We start from the raw sequence: 26,402 nt of genomic DNA, 5'->3' as shown, positions 1-26,402 counted from the left end.
CTCCTTTAAAAAATGATTTGTTTTCAAAACGCCTTTACGATAACATAGGAATAAAACCTGAACTACTGTTGGAGGAAGATGTGTCGAACAATAAAACTCTTGAGGAAATGCAAAAGGAAGTAGATCAGTACATATCCCAATTTAAAGAGGGGTACTTCAGCCCTTTGAGTATGCTGGCTCGTATGTCAGAAGAGGTGGGTGAGCTAGCAAGAGAAGTGAACCATCAATTTGGCGAGAAGCCCAAAAAGGCTGAGGAAGCTGATAATTCGATTGAGCTTGAGCTAGGAGATATTTTATTTATTGTAATTTGCTTTGCAAATTCATTAGGCATTGATTTGACAGAGGCGCATGATAAAGTCATGCAGAAGTTTTCTACGCGTGATGCAAATAGATGGACAAAAAAGGACACCAATTAGTCCAGTTGTTCATATGATGTATTACATTCGCCCACAAGTAGAGAATAGCAAGTTGTACAGGGTTTGCAAAATTACTCAATACTTTAGAATGTGAGGAGATATTATGGCGGAAACAATCAGAGTTGCTGTTGCGGGAGCAGGCGGCAAAATGGGCAAAGAAGTAATAAAAATGGTGCTAGAAGATGCAGAGCTTTGTCTAGTAGCCGCCGTAAATTTATCAGACGAAGGTATAGATGCTGGTATATTGGCAGGTGTGTCTCCATGTGGAGTCAAAGTCACTACTGACCTAGAATTAGCTTTAGTGGAGAGTAAACCGGATGTGCTCGTTGATTTTACAACGCATCAATCTGCGTATAAAAATACAGTGCTATCAATTAAGTATGGTGTTGCTCCTGTTGTAGGGACAACTGGGTTTACACCAGAGCAAATTGAAGATCTGGACAAGCAGTGTCGTGAGAAGGAAATTGGAGGCATTATTGCGCCTAACTTCTCTATTGGTGCGATTCTAATGATGAAGTTTGCTGCACAAGCAGCAAAGTATTTTCCTCATGTCGAAATTATTGAATACCATGGTGATCACAAGCTAGATGCGCCATCAGGGACAGCGATTAATACTGCAGAATTTATTGCAAAAAATCGTGAGGAGATTCGTCAAGGCGCGCCTGATGAAACAGAACTAATCGATGGTGCCCGTGGCGGTTATTACAATGGATTTCGTATCCATAGTGTCAGATTACCAGGGGTGTTTGCACAACAAGAGGTTGTGTTTGGGGGATTTGGTCAAACATTAAAAATAAGACATGACTCTTATGAACGTGCTGGGTATATGCCAGGCGTTAATTTGGCCATTAAAAAAGTGGTAACCTTCCAAGGCATGGTTTATGGTTTTGAACAATTTGTTGATGGATAAGGGAGATAATCGCTATGATAAATATTGCTTTTATTGCACATGATCGCAAAAAAGAAGATATCGTAAATTTTGTAATTGCGTATGAACATGTCTTTAAAGATAAAAAGCTTTATTCAACTGGAACCACCGGCCTTCGTATTATGGAAAGTACAAATTTAAAAATTCATCGTTTTTTATCAGGTCCATTAGGTGGGGATCAACAAATTGGCTCCATGATTGCTCAAAATGAAATGGATTTAGTGATCTTCTTAAGAGATCCGCTACTTGCTCAGCCACATGAACCAGATATTACGGCATTACTTCGTCTTTGTGATGTACATGGTATTCCTGTTGCGACCAATATGGCATCTGCTGAAATTTTGGTGCGTGCACTCGATCGTGGAGAATTTGGTTGGCGTGAGTTGGTGGAACAAAATAAACCGGGATTGTCATCATGAGTAATGGATTAGATATTCTTATTTTTGGTGCTCATGCTGATGATGCTGAAATTGGGATGGCAGGTGTCATTGCAAAGCAGGTACATTTGGGTGCTAAAGTAGGCATTTGTGATTTAACAGAAGCGGAATTGTCCTCCAATGGAAACGTAGAATTACGTAAACAGGAGGCGGCTTCAGCAGCAAAAAGCTTAGGAATTGCTTGGCGTGGCAATCTAGGACTCAGTGATCGAGGGTTATTTGTCACCCCTCAGCATATTGAGCAAATTACGAAAGTAATTCGTGAGCATAAGCCAAAAGTGATTTTTGCACCTTACTGGGAGGATCGTCATCCCGATCATATTGCTTGTAGCAAATTAGTTGAAGAAGCAGTCTTTAATGCTAAGCTACGCAAGTTCTTGCCTGAAATTCCTAGTATTGCTGCACCTGAATTATATTATTATTTTATCAATGATTGGCGTACACCAGATTTGCTAGTAGATGTAACGGCGTATTATGAGCAAAAGGAAAAAGCGCTAACGTGTTATGCTTCTCAATTTGGACAAGCATCGCTTCAAGATGATGTGGTATTGACACCACTAAATCAGGGTTACATTGAACGCGTGAAGGCTAGAGATGCATTATTAGGACAACGAAAATTAATTCCATACGCAGAAGGTTTTGCGGTCAAAACTCCTTTTGTTGTAGATGTTTTCGTTTGATTATGAAAAAGAGAAGGGGGATTTATGTACATGGCCTCAAAATTAAAAATTGGCATTACGTGTTATCCGTCGATTGGCGGATCGGGTGTAGTGGCTACAGAGCTTGGGAAACTGCTGGCTCAACAGGGGCATGAGGTGCATTTCATCTGTCATGGTGTACCTTTTCGCTTAGGAAGCTTTCATAAAAATATTATTTGTCATGAGGTTGAGGTTAGTGATTATTATGTATTCCGCTATCCACCCTACGATCTTTCATTAGCTACAAAGATGGCACAAGTGGCAAAGACAGAAAAACTTGACATATTGCATGTTCATTATGCTGTACCTCATGCTGTGTGTGCCTTTTTGGCAAAACAGATGGTGGGAGAAGAACTTAAAGTCGTTACCACTTTGCATGGTACAGATATTACCGTTCTAGGACAAGATCAATCCATCAAGGATTTAATTCGTTTAGCGATAAATCAAAGTGATGCGGTTACGAGCGTTTCAGGCGATTTAATTAAACAGACAAGAGAAGCGCTTGATATTACAAGAGATATCGATTTAACGTATAATTTTGTGGACGAAAATGTTTATTTCCCACGGGATGCCAAGGTGTGTCGAAACGATTTTGCTGCTACGGATGAAAAGGTATTGATGCACATTTCTAACTTCCGACCAGTGAAACGTGTCGCAGATGTTGTCGATATTTTTAATATGGTGAATGAAAAAATTCCTTCTAAACTACTTTTTGTAGGCGAAGGACCTGATCTTCCTAAAGTTCAATGGAAAATCAAAGAGATGGGCCTTGAAGAACGTGTTCATTTCCTTGGAAAACAAGATGATATTGCACAGGTTATTTCAATGGCGGATGTGCTATTATTGCCGTCTGAAAAAGAGAGCTTCGGGCTTGTTGCATTAGAGGCGATGGCATGTGGTGTCCCAACGGTAGGTAGTCAAGCAGGAGGCATTCCTGAATTAGTGACGCATGGAGAAACAGGTTTCCTTGCACCAATCGGAGATACTCAAAAGATGGCAGAATATACTATTCAGCTATTAAGTAATGACACATTAGCTAAAGCAATACAAACGGCGTGTATTCAGCGTGCTAAGCATGAATTCAGCAGTGCAACCATTATGAGTCAATATGAGCAAATTTATTATCGTGTATTAGGAATAGAACAAGGAATAGAACAAGGAATATAGCAATTGAAAATTGTCCTATACCTTCTAAGCTAAGGAGCGAGGATGAATGGCAATAAATAATAGTTGGACACAAGTAGACCCCCTGATGCAAGCGCAGGGGGAGCTTGTGCTTAGAAAGCTAGTGGATGCTGGTTACCCTAGTTATTTTGTGGGTGGTTGTGTTCGTGATGAATTGATGTCAAGGCCTGTACATGATATGGATATAGCGAGCAACGCTACACCTGAACAGGTCATAGCGTTATTTGAGCATGTTATCCCAACGGGATTACAGCATGGCACAGTGACTGTATTAATGGAAAACAAATTTCACTTTGAAGTAACGACCTTCCGAACTGAATCTACATATGGCGATCATCGTAGACCTTCCGCAGTACAGTTCGTAACTGACATTACCGAGGATTTAAAGCGTCGGGATTTTACGATGAATGCAATTGCTCGTGATGTAAATGGACAGCTGACTGATCCCTTTAGGGGGGCAAAGGATATTGAATCGAAGACACTTCGTTGTGTTGGACTCGCTTCTGAGCGTTTCGATGAAGATGCACTAAGGATGTTAAGAGCGGTTCGGTTTGCCTCGGTTTTTTCCTTTAGGCCAGTTAAAAGCTTATGGGCTGGACTGCTTGCTGAGAAAGCTAAGCTTAAGCATATTGCAATTGAACGTGTGCGTGCGGAACTCACTCGTGTTGTGTTAGGCCCTGATCCCCTTTATGGATTAGCACTTATTAAGCGAAGTGGGTTATATCATTATTTTAAAGTTCCTATGTCTTGGTCCGGTTCCATTAATGATGATCTACTAAATACGTTACCGATTGCGCCTGCTGATTGTCCTATAATCCGTTGGTCTCTGCTATTGCAAGGCTTGGGTTATTCTTCTTCACAAAGCTTGGATCTGATGAAATCTTGGACGTTTTCTAATGAAGAAGCAGAAGGGACAAGTAAACTGATTTTGTTTGATGAACTGTGGCATGAACAACTAGCTGAGGATCAAGAGCTTGAACCTCTAAGAAGAAGCTGGATCAAGCTAGAGCTGGAGTTAGGCAAGCAGAGTAGTGAGGATTGGCTAAAACGTGAAGAATTACTCCAGTCTACTGGACGATATGAGCAGTTCCTAGCGTGGCATAAAGAGATAAGCATTCATGCCCCACATCAATTATGTATAACGGGTAAGGATGTGTTAGAGACAACGCAAAAACAAGGTGGACCTTGGTTAGGTCAGTTTTTGAAAAAAGTAACTTATCTAGTTGCAGTTGGTGATCTTTCTAATGAGAAGGAAATACTGCTTGAGGCAGCAAATAAAGAGGTGATACAAAATGGAATATGATCAATTACTTCAAATGTTTTTGGATCACCAAGGTGAATATTTATCAGGCGAAGAGATTAGTAATCGGCTTGGCATTAGTCGAACTGCGGTCTGGAAGCAGATTAATAAGTTGCGGGATCAAGGTTATGATTTTGAGGCGGTATCACGTAAAGGTTATCGCCTTGTCCGTCAGCCTGACAAGCTGAAGCATCTAGATGTGGTTAAAGCACTGCAAGGCTGTCAATATGGTAATCAACTCAAGCTGCTTGAAACTACGACTTCTACGCAGGAGGAAATTCGAATTTGGGCGGACCAAGGTGCAGACAATGGTGCACTTGTCATCGCGGAAGAACAGACCCTTGGACGTGGAAGACAAGGGCGTAGATGGATGTCTCCATCAGGTAAAGGGGTATGGATGAGTTTATTGCTTAAACCTGAATTGCCCCTAGCGGATGCTTCAAGATTGACGTTACTTACCGCAGTCGCAGTATGTAGGGCACTTCGCAGCATTACAGGTCTTGAAATCGGCATTAAGTGGCCTAACGATTTGCTCATCAACGGAAAAAAAATCTGTGGCATATTAGTAGAATCTGCAGGTGAGGATGGGAAAATTCGTTATTGTGTCGTTGGAATCGGAATTGACGTTAATTTGGAGGCACAGGATTATGCTGAAGAGTTATCTCACCGAGCAACTTCGCTTAAAATAGAAGGTAATCAAGACTATGATCGAGCTGTTATTATCGGTGCGGTGATGAAAGAAATGGAATTTTTAATGACCTCCTTTTTAGAGCAGGGCTTCTCTACGATTGCAAACTTATGGGAGGCATTATCTGTCACCTTAGGTAAAACGATAACAGTAAGAACGTATCAAGGTGAAATGATCGGGGTAGCAGAGGAATTGGATAGTTCAGGGGGACTTAAGCTAAGGAAGCCTGATGGAAATATTGAAATTGTATACTCAGGTGAAATATAACTATAATAATTAAGAGATGCAAGTCTACATGTTATTTGCTATACTGTAGCTATAAGACGGCATCGTAATTCGAGCTGTACTTATAAATAAGGATTGTAGTTAACATGTGCGTACACGTACACGTTGGATTCTGCTCAGAGCCGAAGAGGACCGGGACAGAAGGGACGATGGAATGGACTCTTCTTGTAAAAATCGGACCTTTTTAGCAAAATGGCTAAAAGGTTTTTTTTATGGATAACAACATGTTTTTTTAGTTTGCTTATCCAGCATATCGTGCTTGTATCCTCATCTTAAGGAAAAGGAAATTTAGCACTTTATTGCTATGTAGCCATGAGAATTGGAAGACTACATGAAAAACAAGGAGATGGCAAAACGATGGCAACAAAACCAATGCTCAACATTATTAAGCTTAAGAAAATGAAAGAAGCGGGCGATCCGATTTCGATGATCACTGCATATGATTATCCCTCAGCACGACTTGCGGAAGAGGCTGGGATTGATATCATATTAGTTGGTGATTCTTTAGCTAATGTTGTGTTAGGGTATAACTCCACAATTCCAATTACGATTGATGACATGGTGTTCCATAGTCGTAGTGTTGCAAGAGGGGCTACGCATACGTTTATCGTAACGGATATGCCGTTTATGACCTATCATGGCAATATTGATGAGACACTTCGTAATGTGCGCCGGATTATGCAAGAGGGTTATGCACATGCGGTCAAAATGGAAGGTGGAGCAGAGATTGCACCTGCGATAAAAGCAATTGTCAAGGCAGGCGTGCCTGTGCTTGGGCATATTGGTCTTATCCCGCAATCTGTAAATCAAATTGGTGGTTATCGTATTCAAGGCAAAACACCTGAAGAAGCTAAGCAGCTTATGGAAGATGCAAAAGCTTTAGAGAAGGCAGGCGCATTTGCAATTGTATTAGAGCTAGTAACTGAAGAGGTTGCTGCTGCAATTACAGCTGCGATTTCAATTCCTGTCATTGGTATTGGTGCAGGACGGAAGGTAGACGGCCAAGTGTTAGTTTACCACGATGTGTTAAAATATACCGATAGCTATAGAGAAAAACGTTTTGTAAAAACCTATGCTGATCTTGGTGAAATTGCAAAGCAGGGGATTACTGAATTTATAAAAGAAGTAAAGACTAAGGAATTTCCTTCTGAGGATCACGTTTTTGCGGCAAATGAAGAAGTATTAGATCAGTTGTATGGGGCAAAGACTGGAGCAAAACAATGAAATTAGTCAAAGAAATAAACGTATTACGTTCTCATTTGAAGGAGATCACTTTTAAGGCAGCACAGGGTGGTAAACAGCTTCAAGTAGGTTTTGTGCCAACAATGGGTTATTTACATGCTGGACATGCAAGTTTACTTCGACAAGCACGTCAGGAAAATGACATTGTCGTTTTAAGTATTTTTGTAAATCCAATTCAGTTTGGCGCAAATGAAGACCTAGATAAATATCCTCGAGATTTTGAAGCAGACATGACATTAGCAGGTCAAATGGGTGTAGATATTGTATTTATGCCAACACCTGAAGAAATGTATCCAACACCAACTAAAACACATGTAAAGGTGTCACAGCTTACTGATCTTTTATGTGGAGCGTCTCGTCCAGGACATTTTGATGGTGTGACAACCGTTGTGAGCAAGCTTTTTCATATTGTATCACCAAATGTAGCCTATTTTGGTCAAAAGGATGCTCAGCAGCTTGCTGTTATTACACAGATGGTTCGCGATTTAAATTTAGATGTGAAGATTGTGCCTTGCCCAATCGTACGTGAGCAGGATGGACTTGCACTTAGCTCCCGTAATGTGTATCTAAGTGATGATGAAAGACAAGCGGCTTTAGTGTTATCTCAAAGCTTAGAGCTTGCTAAGAGCTTAACGTCTTCTTCAAATTCAGTTAGTATTGGTCAGCTAAGGGATTCTGTTACAAATCATATAAAGACAGAACCGTTAGCCAAAATTGATTATGTAACATTAACCTCATTTCCAGAGCTTGAGGAGCTTGAGGATGAATTAAAATATAGTGATATTCAAGGTGATATTTTACTTGCCCTTGCTGTTAAATTTGGAAACACTCGGCTAATTGATAATGTCATTTTAACGAAGAAAGGGCTGTGAGCCATGTATCGCACTTTGATGAAATCAAAAATTCATAGAGCAACGGTAACCGAAGCTAATCTTAACTATGTAGGCAGTATTACGATAGATGAATTGCTTATGGAGCAAGCGGACTTGGTGGAAAATGAAAAGGTGCAAATTGTTAATAATAACAATGGTGCACGCCTTGAGACGTATGTCATTCCTGGTCCACGAGCAAGTGGGGTAATTTGCTTAAATGGTGCTGCTGCAAGATTGGTACAGCCTGGCGATAACGTCATTATCATTTCATATGGGGAATATTCTCCTGAAGAGGTTCGTAGTCACAAGCCAACGGTTGTATTTGTCAACGAGCACAATAAAGCAGTTGAAAAAGCATTCCAAGAACTACATGCTACGATTCGCTAACTGCTTTACAGAATGCTCAGGTATGTAATTAATGCCTGTGGGAATGAAAAGGCGCTTTTCAACAAAAAATGAGTGTATCTTAAAACCTGATTCACATCATTTCTTGTTGAGAGCGGGGGATGCACATGATGTTTGAGCACATGTTTGCTGAAATGAATGAAATATTAGATGAAATATCTCAAAAATACCCATCTGCCAATGGCGTAAAAAAGCAAGAGCTTGATTACAAGTGGAATTTGTTAAAGGATATGAGTGATGGCATCATTGAGGAATGGCTCAGTTTTGAAGAGAAATTAGGTGTTTTGCAAAAAAACTGTGGACATTCTAGCAATTACTCCCATCCGAAACCTTCTAATGAAGAAATTATGAGGCAAACTGATTTTGTGAAAGCGCAAGGTTATTATAAGCTACTGATGTTTGAACAGGCGCATCGGTTGTTTTTACAGCTACAGAGCCATTATCCTCAAAGTGATTTGATTTACACGTATCTCGGCATGTGTGCGATGCATTTGCAGCACTACAGCGAAGCTGTAGAATATATGGGAAAGGTACTTGAGCTGACCTCAAGTCCTCGTACCAGAGCAATTATTTATAATGCTCTAGGTTGTATTGCTGCGACAGATAAACGTATGGCTGAAGCTAAGGAGTACTTTTTGTTAGCACATCATAATGATGAAACGCTGGATGAACCCGTTCAAAATCTAAAATCATGTCAGCAAAACAACGGGCAATTATTTATAAGTAATCAATTTTCACCGTTAGCTTAAATTAGTGATAAAGCGATGTGACTGTCCACTGGAGCAGATTACATCGCTTTATTGCGCCTTCAAGGCGCATTTTTACAAGTTATTTTCAAGAAGGTCATCTTCTGTTATGCTGATAATAGAAATGGAATGAAAGGGACTTAAAATGTAATGAAATATGCGGTATTGGATTTTGAAACAACAGGTAACCAGTCCACAGATGAGATCATTCAGGTTGGGCTTGCTATTATAGATCATGATTCCACCGTATCCCAGGTATATCGTTCTTATGTGAAGCCAAGTGTTGCAATTCCCCCCTTTATAACAGGGTTGACCGGAATTACAGAAGATGATGTGTTGGATGCTCCTGAGCTTGATGATGTCATGATGCAAATGGTTCCTTTGTTAAACGATGTTATTCTTGTGGGACATAATGTCGCTTTTGACTTTAACTTTTTACAAAATGGTCTTGAAAAGACAGGTTATCTTCCTTTTACAGGGAGAATTCTGGATACGATGGATTTTCTGAAAATTTTATTTCCATCTTTAACGTCATATCAGCTTGGTATGGTATCAAAGCAATTTGAAGTGCAGCATGACCGTCCACATCAAGCAGATAGTGATGCGCTTGCGACGGCTCTTATTTTTATCAAATGCTTAGAGGAAATTAATGATCTTCCACTGCTAACCATTCAAAGGTTATGTGATCTATTTGCGGATGATAGTGACTTGGGATGGTTTTTTGAAGCGGTGCTCACACAAAGAGAGCAGGAAAGCGTTCAAGAAGAGGATACACGTTATACGTATTATAGACAATTTGCACTCAAGGTGCAGGATTGGATGGATATTGAGCCTCCTCGCGCACTGATGGAGCAAAATCCTTTAGCAGAGGTAAGCTTTGAGCAATTTATGGAGCAGGTCACAGCTTCTTTAAAGGAAGCCTTGCCTGGGTATGAGCAACGGGAAGCACAAACCCTTATGCTTGATAAGGTAAATGAGGCATTCGAAGACGATAAGCATTTACTTATCGAGGCAGGGACTGGTACGGGAAAATCATTAGGGTACTTACTTCCTTCTATTTACCAAAGTGTAAAAAGTGATGAGAAGGTAATGATTAGTACACATACGATCAACCTTCAAGAACAGCTTAGAGAGCGTGATGTACCTTTATTATCCAAAGTTGTTCCTTTTCCATTTCGAGCAGCAATTTTTAAAGGAAGACAACATTATTTGTGTTTGAGAAAATTTGAACATAAAATAAATAGAAGAGACTTTGTTGCGCCTAAGGATGATGTATTGATCGCAGCCCAGATGATTGTATGGTTAGCAAGAACCGAATCAGGGGATGATGAAGAATTAAATATGGGTAATCGCGGTGTTGACTTCTGGGAAACAGTTGCAAGTGAATCTGATTCCTGTTTAGGACGTGCCTGTCCATGGTTCCGTAAATGCTACTATCATCGTGCTAAGCATGAAGCAGGTATTGCAGATGTAGTCATTACGAACCATTCTAAATTGTTTACTGACATTCAAGCAGGTCATCAGCTGTTGCCGACTTATGAGCGACTTGTTGTTGATGAAGCTCACCATCTAGAGGATGTTGCTGGGAAGCATCTTGGTTTACAGATGAAATACTTTACAATCGTGCATACTCTGATGAGATTGTTTAAAGATAGTAAAACAGGTCAACTTCCAAGCTTAATGGGACTACTACAATCTTCTCACTATGAGAACAGCAATGAATGGATTAGAGTGATGGACGATATGTACCATGATTTGCTAGATGTGAAGGAAAGCTGGGATCGTTTAAGCGATATGCTGTTTGGACTCATGCCTGAGCGTAATGATGCGGCACCAGGCGATCCTGGGCAGTTCGTATTGCGTCTTTTGAGCCACAATAGACCTGATAACTGGGAGGAGATTGTCGCCCTAGAAAACAGCATTTATGTCACGATGGGCGATGTTGTCCGTAAAGGTGAAAAGATGCTTGCACAAATTAGGGACGCGGTTGATGATTATGCGATTGAGGCATTGGTGACAGACATTAGTGGTTTAGTTAAGGATATGGCTAATCAACGAGATGGTCTTCGCACCTTTATTAAGCTTGATAATGAGGACATCGTATATTGGATGGAGGCTAATGGGAATTATCGTGGTCGTTCCCTGCAAATCTTTGCGGTACCGATTGATGTGAGCGAGCAGTTAAAGGCATTCTTTTTTGACAAAAAGAAAAGTGTCGTTATGACCTCTGCAACGTTGTCTGTGGATAAATCATTTCAGTATATGATTGAGCAGCTAGGTCTAGAGCAATCGCAGGAGGATCAACGCTTATTACAGTCAATGTTACCATCGCCATTTAATTATCGAGACCAGTCACTGCTTGTCATCCCTCGAGATTTTCCAAGTCTTAAGGGAAGCATTGGGGATGGCCATTTTATTAATACCCTTGTCACCTCCTTAGCGGATGCGGCTGTTGCAACAAAAGGACGAATGCTGGTCCTGTTTACCTCTTACCGGATGTTAAGACAGGTGTATGATCCATTAAAGGAACGTCTAGCAAATGAAGGAATTACGGTGCTTGGACAAGGTATGGACAACGGCAGTCGCAATAAGCTGACACGCAGATTCCAGCATGATGCAGCATCTGTATTGTTAGGAACTAATAGCTTCTGGGAAGGTGTGGATATTCCAGGGGAGGCATTAACAAGCCTTGCTATCGTTCGTCTCCCGTTTCAGCCACCTAACCATCCTATGGTTGAAGCTAAAAGTGAACGATTAAAGAGAGAGAAAAAAAATCCATTCATGAAATTATCTGTGCCTCAAGCTGTTATTCGGTTTAAGCAAGGTTTTGGACGTTTAGTTCGTTCATCACAGGATCGTGGAATTGTAATTGTGTACGATACGCGTATTTTGGAATCCTATTATGGGAAACATTTCTTGTATTCCTTGCCAGGGCCCAAGATGGAGCATATGCCATTGTCGCAAATGACACCACGTATTTCTCAGTGGCTTGAAATGGAGCAAGAGTAGGAAAAGAGAAAAACCATATTGATATTGATTTTGGAGGTAACAAAATGAAATCGGAGAAAATTTCAGATGCAGTGGTGCGTAGATTGCCTGTGTACCTACGCTTCCTTAATCAACTCACCATGCAGGAAGTGTTAACTGTATCTTCACAAGAATTGGGACAAAAATTAGATTTAAATCCAGCACAGATTCGGAAAGATTTAGCTTATTTCGGAGACTTTGGGCGTAAAGGGATTGGCTATGATGTTTCCTACTTAATCGAAAAAATTAGATATATACTAAATCTTGATCAACAGATCAATGTTGCGTTAATTGGTGCTGGTAATTTAGGTCAAGCCTTGTCTAACTATAATGCTTATTTGAAAGACAACATGAAAATTGTAGCTGTTTTTGATACGTATGAAGGTAAAATCGGTACATCTATTAATAATATTGTTGTGCAGCCGATTGATCAATTAACGGATACAATTATAAAAAATAATGTAAAAATAGGTATTATCACTGTTCCCGGTTCTGAAGCACAACGTGTCGCAGATGAATTGATTTCTGCGGGAATACGTGCAATTTTAAATTTTGCCCCTGTCATTTTAAAAACACCTCCTGACATTCGGGTGCATAACGCCGATTTCACGACGGATTTGTTAAGCTTAGCTTATTATTTAGAAGATAAAGACGATAAAGAAGTGGCGTCACATGAGTCATAAGTGGTTGATTGAAAATGGGACATTTCTAGTTTTAGATCAGACCTCTCCAATTATGAAAGGCTATATGTTAATCCAAGATGACCTGATTCAATATGTGGGGGAAATTCGACCTCAGGTTGAAGAGGATATTCAAATTATGGATGGTTCAGGCTTATTATTTATGCCTGGCTTAATAAATACACATGGTCATTCACCAATGTCGTTATTGCGTGGGTTGAGTGATGATGTTACTCTTCAAGTTTGGCTACAACAAAAAATATGGCCAATGGAAGCAAAATTTAGTGAGCAAGAGATATCTGCAGGGGCAGCATTATCTATCCTTGAAATGATTAAAGGTGGAACAACTACTTTTTTAGATATGTATATTTACATGGATGAGGTAGCTAGACTTGTTGAGCAGGCAGGAATTCGTGCAGTTTTAACTAGAGGGGTACTTGGGTTATGCTCGGAGCAAGAACAGTTAGATAAGCTTGCGGGTGCAGTTTCTTTTGCTAAAGAGTGGAATCATGCAGCAGATGGTCGGATAACTACAATGTTATCACCACATTCACCTTACACCTGTCCTCCTGCTTTGATCCAAAAATTTGTGGAAGCTGCTCATGATCTGAATGTTTCACTACATACACATATGTCTGAGACAAGGCTAGAGGTTCAGCAATGTATTAAGGATTATGGAGTCGCTCCTGCTGAGCATTTGCAGCAACTTGGTTTTTTCTCAAGGCCAGCATTAGTTGCGCACGGGGTACATGTGAATAGCGAAGAGATACAGCTTTTAGCTGAACATAAGGTTAGTGTTGCTCACAATCCAGGAAGTAATCTAAAATTGGCAAGTGGTATCGCTCCTGTTGTACAGTTGCTAGAAGCGGGGGTTAATGTATCCCTTGGTACGGATAGTGCAGCAAGCAACAATAATTTAGATATGTTTGAGGAAATGAACTTGGCTGCTCTAATTCATAAAGGAGTTAGTGGGGATCCGACTGCAGTACCTGCGATAGAAGCACTAAAGATGGGGACTGAATATGGTGCAAAAGCGTTAGGTCTAGCCCATATCGGTAGCCTAAATGCGGGAAAAAAAGCGGATTTTATTGCCCTTTCACTACAGCAAGCTCATTTTGTTCCTAAAAGTGATCTCTTATCCCATCTTATTTATTCAGCAGGTGCACAGGATGTAGAGCATGTATGGGTAAATGGCGTTCAATTAGTCAGACATAAGGAATGTCTCACAATGGATGAGGAGAAAATTTGCTATGAGGCTGAGGCGGCTTTAAAACGTATAAGCTAATATCATCCTACAGCTTAGGGAGGAAAAATAGGCTTTGAAGAGTAGAACGAAATGGATATTGCTGTCTATTCTCATTTTGCTGCTTGTCCTGTTTGGTTTACAGCGATTTTATGTATACGTTCAGCAAGATAAATGGGGTGGCGAGGCTGCAGCAATTGAAAAAGCCAAACAGGAAAGTAACCTAGTTCTAGCTGATAAGGTATGGAAATCAGTTTGGGATAAAGTCGTATGGGTGGTTCAAGGGTCTAATGACCAAGGACAAGGTATGATGGTATGGTTGGAGGATGGGAAGGAACCTCAAAAAAGGCTATTGTCTGAGGGCATGTCCGAAGAGGAGATCACTGCGATCATCAATCAAGAGTTGCCTAACGCAAAAATAAAACGGTTAGTCCCTGGCATTTATAACGATACCTTAGTGTGGCAACTATTTTATAAGCAAAAAGAACATTATATTTATCGCTTCTATGACTTTAACTCTGGGAAAGCATTAGCAGACGAATACACATTGCCTAATCGATAATAATATTTTAAGAAATTAGGTGGCTTTATTAAAAATTAGTGCTTGACAGTAGCTACGCTCCAGAGAGTTCTTACGATTGTTGTTAAAATCATATTCTTTTTATTGAATTATATTTATGGATGGAATTTGATTTTAAGAGACAATCTTCAGAATCTCTCTGTCTCTTCGCTAGTTTGGATCAGCGGTCAAGCACTGATTTCAAGATTGAATCATTAGTTAAGACGAGTTCACATATGATTGTGACTCGTTTTTTTATGCCATTCTTTTTTTTAGAAACGGTAGACAAGCCGCGTGTGGAGTCAATCTTAAAATGGAAAGATGCCATGCCAAAGTTATTGGTTATAATTACATGCTTAAAATTTGAAATAAGTTCACACTTTTTGATCGCCCCGTATATACTTTGTGCTATACTTTTTTGTATGAAAAAGATATACACAAGGAGGGCAAACTTACTATGAAATTACGTATCATTCCGATCTTAGCAACTATTGTTCTCTCCGTTTGTATTTTATTTGGCGGTTGGTATGCTTATCGTATATATGCTGTGAACCAACCCTTTAATAACATTATTACGCAACACGAAGGTGTAAAGAACGCCACATTTACTGTAGATCGTTCTGACGTTAACGTTCAGCTTGAGCTTCAGCCAGGGGCAAATTTAGCTGATATTGTGAAACAAATTGAACAACAAGGTAAAGATATTATTGGAAATCGAAAACTGAATTTAAATATTAAGAACCATTCCTCTAAAAGTTTAGATCAATTATGGGAAAAGACATTATTTACCGTTGCGCAAGCGATGGAAAATAAACAATATACTCAAATCACTGAGGCAATGAAACAACTTGAACAAGGTAATCAGCATGTAAAAGCTGCTGCTCAGATGGATGATACTAACGTTTATATTACGCTGATTGAGGGACAAAACAGCAAGTTCGTTATTTTACCTCGTATCCCACAAAAGATAGGAGTGTGGAGCAATGCGTAAATGGTTACCTGAGATTTTAGTTGGTGTTATACCAGTACTCCTTGTTTTTCTAGCTTTTATTGGCGTTAACATTATTCCACTTGTTGCAGCGCTTGTTTTTGTACTTGCGATGTATGTTGTCAACAAATTGCGTGGTGGTGGGGTGGCGATTGGGGCTTCCCAAGGCCGGAATAAAAATAATAAGCCAACATCTAAGCTTACCTTCGATGAAATTGGTGGACAAGAAAGTGCTAAAAATGAATTAAGAGAAGCGCTCGACTTTTTGGTGAGACGTGATGAGATAGAAAAATTTGGTATTAGACCGATTAAAGGGATTTTACTCACAGGTCCTCCAGGTACAGGGAAAACACTTTTAGCGAAGGCAGCTGCCAATTACACAAACTCTATTTTTGTAGCGGCATCGGGAAGTGAATTTGTGGAAATGTACGTTGGGGTTGGTGCAGGGCGTATCCGTGATTTGTTTAAGGATGCGCGTAAGCAAGCAATTCAAGAAAAAAAGGATAGTGCAATCATTTTTATTGATGAGATTGATGTCATTGGTGGCAAGCGTGAAGGTGGCGGACAACGTGAATATGATCAAACGTTAAATCAATTGCTCACTGAAATGGATGGAATTTATTCTGTGGCTACACCACGTATTTTGCTGATTGCTGCAACAAACCGGAAGGAAATGCTGGATAGCGCGTTACTTCGTCCAGGACGCTTTGACCGTCATATTCAGGTTGATTTGCCTGATAAGCGTGGACGCGAGCACATTTTGAAGCTACATGCACTTAACAAGCCTTTACATGAAGCAACAAGCTTAGCCAAAGCAGCTGAGGAATGTTATGGTTTTTCTGGTGCACAGCTTGAAAGTGTAATGAATGAATCCGCAATTTATGCGATGCGTGAAAATAATACCCATATTGAGCAACGTCATCTATCTATGGCGATTGATAAGGTAATGATGGGGGAGCAAAGTGATCGAAAGTCGACAGAAGAAGAAAAACGTCGGGTTGCTGTTCATGAGCTTGGACATGCAGTAGCGGCGGAAATTGTGGCACCAGGCAGTGTGAATCAAGTTGTACTGAGTCCTAGAGGACGTGCTCTTGGTTATGTGCGTCATAACCCTCAGGACGATAAGTATTTGTATACAAAGGAATATTTAGAGGGGCAAATTATCGTCGCTTTAGCTGGCGCTGCCGCAGAAGAAATATATTATGGTGGTCGCAGTACAGGCTCAAGCAATGACTTTGAACAGGCATTAAAGCTTGTGAATACGATGATTACTTCTGGCATGACCTCCCTAGGTATTGTTAATATGGAAATGTTACCTCAAGACGTGCTATTAAAGGAAAGTAATCTTATTTTAGATCAGCTTGCTGATAGAACAAAAAGGAAAATGTTAGAGCACGCGATCGTCTTTGAAACGTCATTAGAGGTGTTAATGAGAGAGGAAAGACTATCTGGAGAGCAATTCCGATGTCAATTTAGTGACAGTATCAATTTACCGGCATAAAAATTTGTGCCGGTAATTTTTTTTACTTTTTCTTCGTGCTAAGATATTATTATATGTTGGGTACTATGTATCTTTCGACATAATCAGTACAATATTAAATGTGTAGTAAACGAAAGGATGGAGACATTAAAACAATGAACTTCAAAAAGATAGGTGTTATTGGCGGCGGAACAATGGGCCAAGGCATCAGTGAGATGTTGGCGGCGAAAGGCTTAGATGTACTACTTGTGGAAGAAACTCCAGAAAAACTAGAGCATGCGTATAGCATGATCGAAACCAGTCTTGATAAACAGCTTGAAAAATGGGCGATTACCAAGTCTGAAAAAAAACTGATTATGTCAAAAATTCATAAGGTAACTCATTTTGCAGAGCTTGGAACTTGTGATATGGTCATCGAAACCATTTCTGAAAATTTACAAGCTAAGCAAGAAGTGTTCCATCAGCTTGACCAAGTATGCCCAAGTAATATTTTACTTGCAAGTAATACTTCTACGTTAAGCTTGACTGAAATTGCAGGTACAACGAAGTACCCTGAACGTGTAATCGGGATGCATTTTATTTACCCTGTAGCTAAAATCAATCTCGTGGAAATTATTCGTGGATTAAAAACTTCTGACGAAGCATTTGAAGCGACAAAGGAATTTGTTGAAGAACTTTTAGACAAGCGTGGCGTGATGGTTCACGAATCCCCAGGATTTGTAACGTCTCGTATTATGTGTGTCATGATTAACGAAGCATTACATGTATTAGGTGAAGGCGTAGCAACAGAAGAAGATATCGATGCATCTATGCGTATCGGGTATCAATTCCAGTACGGCCCACTTGAAATGGCTGATCGGTTTGGACTAGACTCTGTACTTGCTGCACTAGAGCGCATGTTCCGGGAATTTGGCGAGCTTAAATATCGTCCATCCTATGTATTAAAGAAAATGGTACGTGCCGGTCATCTCGGTGTAAAAACAGGTGAAGGCTTCTTTAAATACAACAAGGATGGTGAACGAGTGTGAAAATTTTAGTGATTAATGCGGGAAGTTCTTCCCTTAAATATCAGTTGTATGATATGACAACGGAGGCAGTTCTTGCAAAAGGACTTGTAGAACGTATTGGTATGGATTCATCTATTTTGAATCATAAACCAACAGGTAAAGAAGAAGTGACAGAAGTTAGCGAAATTTTAGAGCATAACACTGCGATTCGTAAAGTTATTGATATGTTAACGCACGAAGAGCATGGTGTGCTTAAATCTGTTTCTGAGATTGATGCTGTAGGACACCGTGTTGTTCATGGTGGGGAAGCATTTACAGATTCCACACTCATTACGGGTGAAGTGAAGTCCGAAATTCGTAGATTATTTGATTTGGCACCGTTACATAATCCGCCAGCGATTATGGGGATTACTGCTGCTGAGAAAAATATGCCTAATGTGCCCCATGTGGCAGCATTTGATACTGCATTCCATCAAACGATGGAAGAAACATCTTATTTGTATCCAATACCAAAAGTATTGTACAAAAAGCATCATGTTCGTCGTTATGGTGCGCATGGAACTTCTCATTTCTATGTTAGCAAGGCTGCTGCTGAATACTTGGACCGTCCGATTGAAGAATTGAAAATTATTACTTGTCATATCGGTAATGGTGCAAGTCTTACTGCTGTTAAGGGTGGTAAATCGATTGATACCTCAATGGGTCTAACTCCGTTAGAAGGTTTAATGATGGGGACACGTAGTGGTGATATTGACCCTGCGATCGTAACTTTTGTGATGAATAAAGAAGACCTTAGCATTAGTGAAGTTAACTCCATGCTTAATAAGCATAGTGGTTTACTTGCTATTTCTGGTAGCAGTAGTGATATGCGTGATATCGAAAATGGTGTAAAAGAAGGACAACCTAATGAGACACTAGCTTTTGATATGTATGAATATCGTCTTCGTAAATACATCGGTTCTTATGCCGCTGCTATGGACGGAGTTGATGTGATCGTATTTACAGCGGGTGTTGGTGAAAACTCTTCCTTTGTTCGCGAACAAGTATGTAAAAACTTAACTTACCTTGGCGTTGAGATTGACCCTGAGTTAAATGCGATCCGTTCTGGTGACCCACGTCGTATTTCTACACCAAATTCTAAAGTTGAAGTATTGGTTATTCCAACAAATGAAGAGCTTGTCATTGCACGTGATACACTTCGCATTGCACAAGAAAATAAGAAATAATAAAATTTTGTATCGTTAGAGGAGAGGTTAAAGCATGGCGATCAAAACTGTGATCCGTCAGGTTAACGAGCACGTCGGGGAAACTGTCGTGATCGGTAGTTGGTTAAATAATAAACGTTCCAGTGGTAAAATCCAGTTCTTACAGCTTAGAGATGGAACAGGGTATATTCAAGCTGTTGTTGTGAAAAGTGAAGTATCTGAGGAAACTTGGGATGCTGCAAAAAGCTTGACACAGGAATCCTCCATGTATGTCACAGGCGTTATTCGTGAGGAGCCACGTAGTGCCTCGGGTTACGAAATGACTGTAACCGAAGTGAAGGTGCTTCATTTAACTGAAAATTATCCGATTACGCCAAAAGAGCATGGTGTGGACTTCCTGATGGATCATCGTCATTTATGGCTTCGTTCTGCAAAGCAACGTGCTATAATGGTTATTCGCGCTCAAATTATCTCTGCTGTGCAAGAGTTTTTTGATAAAAATGGTTTTACTTTGGTAGACCCACCAATTTTAACGCCAACTACTGCTGAAGGCACAACAAACTTGTTCCAGACCAAATATTTTGATGAGGATGCGTATTTGACGCAAAGTGGTCAATTGTATCTGGAAGCTGCTGCAATGGCGCTTGGCAAGGTGTATTCATTTGGCCCAACGTTCCGTGCAGAAAAATCCAAAACCCGCAGACACCTTATTGAGTTTTGGATGATCGAACCTGAAATGGCGTTTGTAGAGCACGAAGAAAGCCTAGAGGTACAAGAACAGTTCATGAGCCATGTTATACAATCAGTGCTTACTCATTGTAAGCCTGAGCTTGAGGCAGTTGGACGAGATATTAGTAAGCTAGAAAATATTCAAGCGCCGTTCCCTCGTATTACGTATGATGAGGCAATTGAATATTTGCATACACAGGGCTTTGATATTCCATGGGGTGAGGATTTTGGTGCGCCTCATGAGACAGCAATCGCTGAACGTTATGACAAGCCAGTGTTTATTACTCATTATCCAGCAGGAATTAAATCGTTTTATATGAAACCAGATCCTGAGCGTCCTGAGGTTGTATTGTGTGCGGATATGATTGCACCAGAGGGTTATGGTGAAATTATTGGTGGATCACAACGGATCGACGATCCAGCATTAATGGAAGAACGCTTCAAGGAGCATAACTTGTCTATGGAGACATATCAATGGTATATGGATATTCGTAAGTATGGTTCTGTTCCACATTCCGGTTTTGGACTTGGCTTAGAGCGGACAGTGGCGTGGATTTGTGGACTTGACCATGTACGTGAAACAATTGCGTTCCCTCGTATGTTGTACCGTTTGTATCCATAACCGTTGGTTTGTAGCTCTACCTTCGGTTTAACGTGAAGGAGGGTAAAGGATATGGCTATGAATGAAGCGTGGAAAATATGGGCTAAAGGCATTTCCTATGGTCTTGAAATGGAAGCTGTCCAAGTTCCAGCTGTGCTGCTTATGCATTATCGTAAGCTTGGTTTACAAATGTCTGAGCTTGTTTTACTGTTGGAACTGGTTGCTTTTAAACAAAATCAGCGTGATGAATTTCCTTCTATCCTACAATTAGAGCAGGTAACAGGGATGACGTCAGATGAATTGTCCTTGTCTTTGCGACATCTTATGCAGAGCGGTTGGATTGCGATTGAAGAAATGGAAGACCCAATAACGGGAATTCATTCTGAACGTTATAATCTAACCGGAGTGTATCAAAAAATAGGACAACATATGGCAGAAGAACGTGAGGCTGCACATCAGAGCTCTAAGAATTTTAAATCTGGTACGTCTGAGGACTTACAGGATGATATCGACGAGGATTTAGAAGCTTCTCGTAACTTGTTTGCTATTTTTGAGAAGGAATTTGCTAGACCACTCACACCGATGGAGTGTGAAACGATTTCGGGATGGTTGGATCAAGATGGTTATCCTGAAGAGTTGATTTTATTATCTCTAAAAGAGGCTGTCTTTGCTGGTAAAGTTCATTTTCGATACATCGATCGAATTTTATTAGAGTGGAGCCGCAATAGAGTTAAAACTGCCGAGGATGCCAAGGCGTATACACAACGCTTCCGAGCGGGTAGAGGTTAAGGGTAAGATGGTTAAAGCTTTTTGAAAAAGGCGTGGGAATTTTGTTCCCACGTCTTTTTTTATTAATAAATGTATCAAATACATATTAGATGATTGGAATTATTTCTAGGGACTGTGAATTTTATTTTTATTTTGGCTTTCTCGCCAAATAAAATTCAATCGTATCATATATGTTTAACTCGTTCCCATGCGCTAGAATGACTTCTTTTACCCTATCTTCAAATTTACCCTTAATGTCCTTTGGCAACACGGCATGGTCTGAGTAGGTTTGAAGCAAAGCGATATATTCCTCTGCATTAAACTGTCGCTCATTATGAAGCAGACGAAATTCTAAATCAGTGAAGCCATAGTTTAAAATGTTACTAATCCTTTGTTCATATCGCTTTGTTTCATGCTGAAGTACTTTATAAGTAAAATCTGGACGTAATTCTGTATAGATTTGCTGGATAGCTTGATGTAATGGATCATCCTCTTTACCTACGAAGGGACGGTTCCAGAACAAAGCGATGGCGCCACCAGGTTTGAGTAGATTAAACAGCTTTGGAAATCCAAGCTCTACAGGAATCCAATGAAATGCAGTGGCAGAATAAATAAGATCAAAACTGTCCGGATCTCCTTCGTATTCCTCGAAGGGGATATTTTTAATGTCTAAATTGGCATATTGACTAAATTTATTTCTTGAATAATCCGCAAGTTTATTCCCGAGCTCGATTGCAGTAATTTGACAGCCTGTCTCCAAAATAGGACGTGTTGCTTGTCCTGTGCCAATGCCAACTTCAAGGGCATGAGACTCCCCATCAATATTGGCATATTCTATCAAGGTTTTGAATAAGACCGGTACGTATTGAGGACGATACTTCTCATAAATATCGGCAACTTCATTAAAAATAAAACGCTCATCCATATTCATTTCCCCCTTTATCTAGCATTATTTTTTCCACTGTCGTTCAACTAAGTTCATTATAGTGCAGGTGAAGAATCAAGTATACCCTAACTGGAAGAAACTTGACTTTTTGAATTTACATTTGTAATATTAATATTCAGATTGAACTATTACATTTGTAAAAGATAAAACTTTGTTAGAGTGGTGGAGGTTACAGTATGGATATGATGCCTAAAATTTCTGAATCAGAATGGGAAATAATGAAGATCATTTGGAGAGAAAATCCAATTACAGCAGAGCACATTATGGGCTTGCTTCCTAAGGAATACGGATGGAGTGATCAAACCATTCGAACATTTATTAATCGATTATTAAAAAAACGAGTTATTGGCTTTGAGAAAACGGGTCGAAGCTATAATTATTACCCACTACTATCTGAAAAGGAATGTGTGTGGACTGAGAGTCAATCTTTTATTAAACGCGTGTTTGGTGGCAGGTCTAACAAGTTGGTAGCCAATTTTATTGAGGAAGTAGATTTATCCCAAAATGAAATTGAGAAGCTGCAAAAAATATTACAGGAAAAGCAGAAGAAGATGGATCAAACAAATAATGAATAAATTATATGATACCTTTAGTTGGTTTATCAGTTCTACGATAGCAGGAAGTATCGTGATTGTATTTATTTTTATATTTTTATTTATTTTTCGTAAACGATTTGCACCTCCAATACGTCATATATTATGGATAGTTGTTCTTATGCGGTTAGTAGTGCCTGTTTTTCCAAATAGTCAGGAGTAAAACAAAACCCACATCAACAAATTGATTACATAGCTAATTCAGATTGTACTGGAGAAAATTATGCAGAAAGAGAAGACATACAACCGATTAAAGTACGCCCTATGAAGTTACCAGGGCAAGAATTGTATCGTACAGACAGTTATAAAATTGATGGAGTTCTCAGTAGCGCAGATGAATGAAATTGTCTCCGCAATTAATAAGGGAACGTCCACTAGTGCTAAGGTAAGCAAAAGGATGGTGTCAGATGAAATTAGAGGATAGGGTTACAATTTTAAAGGAGTATCAAGTATATTGCTATCAGGTATGTCTATGTCTCCTTCATGAACAAAGACGAGCTGAGGCAGCAGCATGTACTGCTTTATTAAATATAGCACAGATTTCTGAATTTTTTACTGCTGATCCTGTTAAGAAAAGGGCAAAAGTAAGGCAAGCAGCAATTCATGCAGCTAATGAAATAGCAATGGAGAAAAGCTCCACAGCATAAATTAACTATTTTATTTAACAAATAAATTAGCCATAATTTATATTGGGCTGATATACTGAGCTTGTAGCACCAATTCAAATTAGGGGGAGTTTCTCTGATCGGCTGGATCATTTATAGACCTTCAAATAATGAAGTGAAGGCGGAAACGTTTGAAATTGATCGCTTTGTTGAAGTGGCTCAGGAGCAGGACATTGAAATAAGAGTGCTTGCACCAGAGCAATTTGAATTAATTGTAACCCGTGATGATCGTAAAAGTGTGCTTGTAGATGGTGAAGTTCTCCCATTACCTGATTTTGTATTACCCCGTATGGGTGCAGGTACGAATTACTTTGGTTTAGCATTGATTCGTCATCTTGAACGATTAGGGGTCAGAACGTTTAACTCCTCACAAAGCATCGATACTGTAAAGGACAAGCTTTATACGTTACAGATTTTAGCCGAGCATAACCTGCCTGTTCCTAAAACAATTTTAATTCGTTCTAAGGTGGATGTTGAATTAGTTGAAAAGCATCTTGGCTTTCCAGCTGTGGTGAAAACCATTTCTGGCTCACAAGGTAGTGGTGTATTTTTAGCTGAGACGAAATCCAAATTTATTGATCTAGTAGAAATGATTAACGCCTACAAAGAAAATGCAACGATGATTATTCAGGAGTTTGTGGAATCTAGTCGTGGCATGGATTTGCGCGTAATAACGATTGGTGGACGAGCTGTTGCAGCGATGAAGCGTACTTCAGGGAATGATAGCTTTAAAGCCAATTATTCAAGAGGCGGTTTTGTAGAGCCGTTTGAGATGAATCCTGAGGTAGAGTGGTTGGCGCTTGAAACGTCACGTCTGCTGAATTTAGATATTGCGGGTATTGATTTATTGTTTGATGGGGAGCATTACAAAATTTGTGAAGCCAACTCTTCTCCTGGATTTGAAGGCTTAGAGTCATGTTGTAATGTCAATATAGCAGATGAAATTTATAACTTTTTACGGGTAAGATTAAATCGCTTTTAGATGGTGAAGTTTTGAATATCTAACTTACTTTCATTAATCCTTAGATGACTGACTTAGATGACCATAAGCTAAGTCTCTTTAGTTCACAAGCAAAATCAAAGGCTTCTAATCTTCGTATCGCTTGGGGAAGCGAATCACCCCACACATATACGCCCTGCTGATGCCCTAGTAAAATGGGGATGTCTGGGTGAAGTGTATTCGCAACGAATTGAGCTAGCATGATAGAATTTGCTGGTTCTTGCTGAGAGGGGTTAGGGAATATTGGGATATTAAGGTGTTTGTCATCATGTCCTAAGCCTAACTCGGCATATCTCGTCACTTCGTTATGTTCCAAGCTAACATAAGAGTGCGTATGAAAGTGGTCGCTAATCTCGTAATGTAGTGGCTTATGGATATGCAAAATAGAAGTACAGCCTGTTAAACGATAAATTTTTGCATGAATAGAGGCTTCCTTGCCTGAAGCAACTTCGGTTGCTTCACAAGGTAAGCCTTTTTCGTTTATAAAAATAAAGTTTGGCTCAAAAGGATAGGAGGCAGAGGACAAGGAGTCGATATCCGACTGAGTTTGTTCCTTTGTGTTCACATTCATTGCAAAATAGTACCTTGTTGGGTCATAAGGGCCAACTCTCATGGAAATGCTACCACAGCCTGCGGGAAAAAAATGTTTTTGTTGCAGGGCATAGTAGGTGCTCTGCAACGTGTTTAACACGGTTATCTTTTCTGCTGTTGGAATGAGACTAAAATCCATTGCCATCTTCTCCTTTCCTTTTCTGTGTAATCATTAAATTAACTTCGGCAAACTTATTTAAATCATCTATTTTTACTAACTATAGCTACACTACAGCAACGAAGCCTTGACAGCCTCGCCCATTTCGTGCGAACGTTCTGCGCAACGATGAACCGCAGCCTTAACGGTATTTGTAAAATCACCTTGATCTAATACTGCAAGTGCAGCTTGAGTTGAGCCATTTGGCGAAGTAATATCCTTCCGTAGCTTGGCAGGATCTTCGCCTGTATGCAACATCATTTCAGCAGCGCCTTTAACTGTCTGAACGGTCAATTGCCTCGCTTGCTCTGGAGATAAACCACCTTCGATCCCCGCTGCCATCATGGCTTCCATCATATAATAAATATAAGCAGGGCCACTGCCAGATATCCCTGTTAAGATGTCTAGCTTTTCCTCTGGGATCACAGTTACCATACCTACAGCTTGAAAAATTGCTAATATCTGCTCGGCTGCATGTTCATTAACTTCATCGGAAAAAGATAAGCCAGTTGCACCAAGGCCAATTGAGCTTGATGTATTTGGCATCGTACGTGCAATCGGTAGTGATTGTCCTAGTAATGCTTGAATCGTCGCGATCGATAAACCTGCAATGAGTGAAACGATGGTTTGTCCAGCATGAAGTAGAGGGGCAACCGCTTTAATGGCGTTACCCGCATCCTTTGGTTTCATCGCAAGCACAACGATATTTGCTTCTTTTAACAGCTTATGCTTGGTTTGCTCTTCATATCCAACCTGTAAACCATATTTTTGCTGAAGTTCATTTAATCGAGCCTCATTAGTACGATTGAGCATTGAAATTTGCCCTGCCCCAACCACTTGATTATGAATAAGACCACGGACGATGGCTTCTGCCATCGAGCCCGCACCATAAAAGCAGATGGTGGGTGACGTATTCATTACTACATTTACTTTATTATCTACATCTTCTTGATTCGCTAGA

Annotated in this window: 28 protein-coding genes; 25 read left to right on the top strand and 3 right to left on the bottom strand. The window is 39.9% G+C overall.

Going from position 1 to position 26,402, the window contains the following annotated elements; genetic code table 11:
• The first annotated feature begins 107 nt into the window (after window positions 1-107).
• The 21 genes from ABE099_RS08315 (at window position 108) to ABE099_RS08215 (ending at window position 21,510) form a co-directional block, all read left to right on the top strand.
• On the top strand, window positions 108-416 hold the full coding sequence (locus ABE099_RS08315) for a nucleotide pyrophosphohydrolase (protein WP_210091305.1): 309 nt from the start codon (window positions 108-110) through the stop codon (window positions 414-416).
• A 103-nt stretch (window positions 417-519) separates the two neighbouring features.
• Window positions 520-1,326: a 4-hydroxy-tetrahydrodipicolinate reductase gene (gene dapB, locus ABE099_RS08310; protein WP_430029210.1), complete on the top strand. Its 807-nt coding sequence runs from the start codon at window positions 520-522 to the stop codon at window positions 1,324-1,326.
• Window positions 1,327-1,340: 14 nt separating this feature from the next.
• Window positions 1,341-1,763: a methylglyoxal synthase gene (gene mgsA, locus ABE099_RS08305; protein ID WP_210091287.1), complete on the top strand. Its 423-nt coding sequence runs from the start codon at window positions 1,341-1,343 to the stop codon at window positions 1,761-1,763.
• On the top strand, window positions 1,760-2,461 hold the full coding sequence (bshB1, locus tag ABE099_RS08300) for a bacillithiol biosynthesis deacetylase BshB1 (protein WP_430029208.1): 702 nt from the start codon (window positions 1,760-1,762) through the stop codon (window positions 2,459-2,461). The genes mgsA and bshB1 overlap by 4 nt, the downstream gene beginning before the upstream one ends.
• A 30-nt stretch (window positions 2,462-2,491) precedes the next feature.
• On the top strand, window positions 2,492-3,646 hold the full coding sequence (bshA, locus tag ABE099_RS08295) for an N-acetyl-alpha-D-glucosaminyl L-malate synthase BshA (protein ID WP_430029206.1): 1,155 nt from the start codon (window positions 2,492-2,494) through the stop codon (window positions 3,644-3,646).
• A 46-nt stretch (window positions 3,647-3,692) separates the two neighbouring features.
• Window positions 3,693-4,967: a CCA tRNA nucleotidyltransferase gene (locus ABE099_RS08290; protein WP_430029204.1), complete on the top strand. Its 1,275-nt coding sequence runs from the start codon at window positions 3,693-3,695 to the stop codon at window positions 4,965-4,967.
• Window positions 4,957-5,919, top strand: a complete 963-nt coding sequence (locus ABE099_RS08285; RefSeq protein ID WP_430029202.1) for a biotin--[acetyl-CoA-carboxylase] ligase — start codon at window positions 4,957-4,959, stop codon at window positions 5,917-5,919. Before ABE099_RS08290 ends, ABE099_RS08285 begins: the two co-directional genes overlap by 11 nt.
• A 375-nt stretch (window positions 5,920-6,294) precedes the next feature.
• A complete protein-coding gene (gene panB, locus ABE099_RS08280; protein ID WP_430030537.1) occupies window positions 6,295-7,161 on the top strand; it encodes a 3-methyl-2-oxobutanoate hydroxymethyltransferase in 867 nt (288 codons plus the stop codon).
• A complete protein-coding gene (gene panC, locus ABE099_RS08275; protein WP_430029199.1) occupies window positions 7,158-8,051 on the top strand; it encodes a pantoate--beta-alanine ligase in 894 nt (297 codons plus the stop codon). The genes panB and panC overlap by 4 nt, the downstream gene beginning before the upstream one ends.
• 3 nt (window positions 8,052-8,054) lie before the next feature.
• The gene (gene panD / locus ABE099_RS08270) at window positions 8,055-8,438 is read left to right on the top strand and encodes an aspartate 1-decarboxylase (RefSeq protein ID WP_430029196.1); all 384 of its coding nucleotides are present in this window, start codon (window positions 8,055-8,057) and stop codon (window positions 8,436-8,438) included.
• Window positions 8,439-8,563: 125 nt separating this feature from the next.
• Window positions 8,564-9,205, top strand: a complete 642-nt coding sequence (locus tag ABE099_RS08265; RefSeq protein ID WP_430029194.1) for a tetratricopeptide repeat protein — start codon at window positions 8,564-8,566, stop codon at window positions 9,203-9,205.
• 147 nt (window positions 9,206-9,352) lie between these two features.
• Window positions 9,353-12,211 (top strand): ATP-dependent DNA helicase DinG, encoded by a 2,859-nt coding sequence (dinG, locus tag ABE099_RS08260; RefSeq protein ID WP_430029192.1) that lies wholly within the window; start codon window positions 9,353-9,355, stop codon window positions 12,209-12,211.
• 44 nt (window positions 12,212-12,255) lie between these two features.
• Window positions 12,256-12,912 (top strand): redox-sensing transcriptional repressor Rex, encoded by a 657-nt coding sequence (locus tag ABE099_RS08255; protein WP_430029190.1) that lies wholly within the window; start codon window positions 12,256-12,258, stop codon window positions 12,910-12,912.
• Window positions 12,902-14,194 carry an amidohydrolase gene (locus tag ABE099_RS08250; RefSeq protein WP_430029188.1) on the top strand — a complete coding sequence of 431 codons (1,293 nt, stop codon included), beginning with the start codon at window positions 12,902-12,904 and terminating at the stop codon, window positions 14,192-14,194. Before ABE099_RS08255 ends, ABE099_RS08250 begins: the two co-directional genes overlap by 11 nt.
• Before the next feature lie 34 nt (window positions 14,195-14,228).
• On the top strand, window positions 14,229-14,714 hold the full coding sequence (locus ABE099_RS08245) for a DUF5590 domain-containing protein (RefSeq protein ID WP_430029186.1): 486 nt from the start codon (window positions 14,229-14,231) through the stop codon (window positions 14,712-14,714).
• Window positions 14,715-15,168: 454 nt separating this feature from the next.
• Window positions 15,169-15,702: a hypothetical protein gene (locus ABE099_RS08240; RefSeq protein ID WP_430029184.1), complete on the top strand. Its 534-nt coding sequence runs from the start codon at window positions 15,169-15,171 to the stop codon at window positions 15,700-15,702.
• Window positions 15,695-17,200, top strand: coding sequence for an AAA family ATPase (locus tag ABE099_RS08235; RefSeq protein ID WP_430029182.1), 1,506 nt, complete (start codon window positions 15,695-15,697; stop codon window positions 17,198-17,200). The genes ABE099_RS08240 and ABE099_RS08235 overlap by 8 nt, the downstream gene beginning before the upstream one ends.
• Before the next feature lie 134 nt (window positions 17,201-17,334).
• Window positions 17,335-18,207: a 3-hydroxyacyl-CoA dehydrogenase family protein gene (locus ABE099_RS08230; RefSeq protein WP_430029180.1), complete on the top strand. Its 873-nt coding sequence runs from the start codon at window positions 17,335-17,337 to the stop codon at window positions 18,205-18,207.
• Window positions 18,204-19,412, top strand: coding sequence for an acetate kinase (locus ABE099_RS08225; protein ID WP_430029178.1), 1,209 nt, complete (start codon window positions 18,204-18,206; stop codon window positions 19,410-19,412). Before ABE099_RS08230 ends, ABE099_RS08225 begins: the two co-directional genes overlap by 4 nt.
• 34 nt (window positions 19,413-19,446) lie before the next feature.
• Entirely contained in the window at window positions 19,447-20,742 is a 1,296-nt protein-coding gene (asnS, locus tag ABE099_RS08220) for an asparagine--tRNA ligase (RefSeq protein WP_430029176.1), read from the top strand.
• Window positions 20,743-20,793: 51 nt separating this feature from the next.
• Entirely contained in the window at window positions 20,794-21,510 is a 717-nt protein-coding gene (locus ABE099_RS08215) for a DnaD domain-containing protein (protein WP_430029174.1), read from the top strand.
• A gap of 127 nt (window positions 21,511-21,637) precedes the next feature.
• Here the strand turns inward: ABE099_RS08215 and ABE099_RS08210 are convergent, their stop codons facing one another.
• Window positions 21,638-22,414 (bottom strand): class I SAM-dependent methyltransferase, encoded by a 777-nt coding sequence (locus ABE099_RS08210; RefSeq protein ID WP_430029172.1) that lies wholly within the window; start codon window positions 22,412-22,414, stop codon window positions 21,638-21,640.
• Between the two features lie 197 nt (window positions 22,415-22,611).
• On the opposite strand from ABE099_RS08210, the gene ABE099_RS08205 reads away from it, so the two are divergent.
• The 4 genes from ABE099_RS08205 (at window position 22,612) to ABE099_RS08190 (ending at window position 24,675) form a co-directional block, all read left to right on the top strand.
• Window positions 22,612-23,010, top strand: coding sequence for a BlaI/MecI/CopY family transcriptional regulator (locus ABE099_RS08205; protein ID WP_430029170.1), 399 nt, complete (start codon window positions 22,612-22,614; stop codon window positions 23,008-23,010).
• Window positions 23,003-23,191 carry a hypothetical protein gene (locus tag ABE099_RS08200; protein ID WP_430029168.1) on the top strand — a complete coding sequence of 63 codons (189 nt, stop codon included), beginning with the start codon at window positions 23,003-23,005 and terminating at the stop codon, window positions 23,189-23,191. The genes ABE099_RS08205 and ABE099_RS08200 overlap by 8 nt, the downstream gene beginning before the upstream one ends.
• 244 nt (window positions 23,192-23,435) lie before the next feature.
• Entirely contained in the window at window positions 23,436-23,675 is a 240-nt protein-coding gene (locus ABE099_RS08195; protein WP_210090837.1) for a hypothetical protein, read from the top strand.
• Between the two features lie 133 nt (window positions 23,676-23,808).
• Entirely contained in the window at window positions 23,809-24,675 is an 867-nt protein-coding gene (locus ABE099_RS08190) for an ATP-grasp domain-containing protein (RefSeq protein ID WP_342453982.1), read from the top strand.
• Between the two features lie 40 nt (window positions 24,676-24,715).
• Here the strand turns inward: ABE099_RS08190 and ABE099_RS08185 are convergent, their stop codons facing one another.
• Window positions 24,716-25,423 (bottom strand): class II aldolase/adducin family protein, encoded by a 708-nt coding sequence (locus ABE099_RS08185; RefSeq protein WP_430029166.1) that lies wholly within the window; start codon window positions 25,421-25,423, stop codon window positions 24,716-24,718.
• Between the two features lie 90 nt (window positions 25,424-25,513).
• Window positions 25,514-26,359 (bottom strand): pyrroline-5-carboxylate reductase, encoded by an 846-nt coding sequence (proC, locus tag ABE099_RS08180; protein WP_430030534.1) that lies wholly within the window; start codon window positions 26,357-26,359, stop codon window positions 25,514-25,516.
• Window positions 26,360-26,402: the final 43 nt, after the last annotated feature.

Source organism: Paenibacillus turicensis (genome assembly GCF_050461185.1).
Classification (GTDB): Bacteria; Bacillota; Bacilli; order Paenibacillales; family Paenibacillaceae; genus Fontibacillus; species Fontibacillus turicensis_A.
The sequence above is the reverse complement of the archived record's forward strand: the minus strand, read 5'-3'. Positions and strand labels throughout refer to the sequence as shown.